This window comes from Caballeronia humi, from assembly GCF_001544475.1.
Taxonomy (GTDB): Bacteria; Pseudomonadota; Gammaproteobacteria; order Burkholderiales; family Burkholderiaceae; genus Caballeronia; species Caballeronia humi.
Genome location: NZ_FCNW02000239.1, coordinates 1 through 632, shown reverse-complemented (window position 1 = coordinate 632; position 632 = coordinate 1). Strand labels below are relative to the sequence as shown.

Genomic DNA, 632 nt, shown 5'->3' with positions numbered 1-632 from the left:
ATTAGGCGAGTAATCACAAGCTTGTGATTACTCGCCGGGGGCGAACTCGAGACGGTCGAACTGCTCGGGATCGATGTAGCGCAAGGCACGCACGAAACGCTTGACGCTCTCGTAGCTGGCGGAAAAACCGAACTGGTCGACCAGATCCTGATAGATCGCCTGCGCGTTGCGCCTCAGGCGGACCTGCTGCTCGATCCAATCGCGATGCGGTTCGCTTGCCGAGCGGGCGAAATTGAACGTTGTGGTCTTGCTGGAATCGTCGGTAGCCGGTGGTCGCGGCGGTGGGGGAGTTTGCGTGACGGCCGTTTCAGAGCCGGTGGTCACCGTGGGGGAGTTCGCTGAAGCGGACTTCTCCGACTCGAAGATCGCCTGATAGCGACGGATCGTCTTGCGGTCGATGCCCGTGAGCCGCTGGATCTGGCGCTGGCTCTTGTTTCGCTCGAGTAATGTGAATACGGTACTTTGCAGGTGTGGCTTCAAGACGTTCACTCCCTGAACTCCTTCTTATTCGAAGGAGACGAAGATAGACGCCCTGCAACACCTTTCCCGGCAGCTCAGTTGCTCAGCCGACGTTCGTCAGGTGGGGGAGTTTGAAGTGACCATACCCGGAGGAGTTTGACCGACCGCCGGGG

General features: G+C 59.2%; 1 pseudogene. It reads right to left on the bottom strand.

Going from position 1 to position 632, the window contains the following annotated elements:
• Positions 1-30: 30 nt before the first annotated feature.
• Positions 31-489 (bottom strand): annotated as a pseudogene (locus AWB65_RS35225) (IS21 family transposase); the annotation flags it as partial.
• Positions 490-632: the final 143 nt, after the last annotated feature.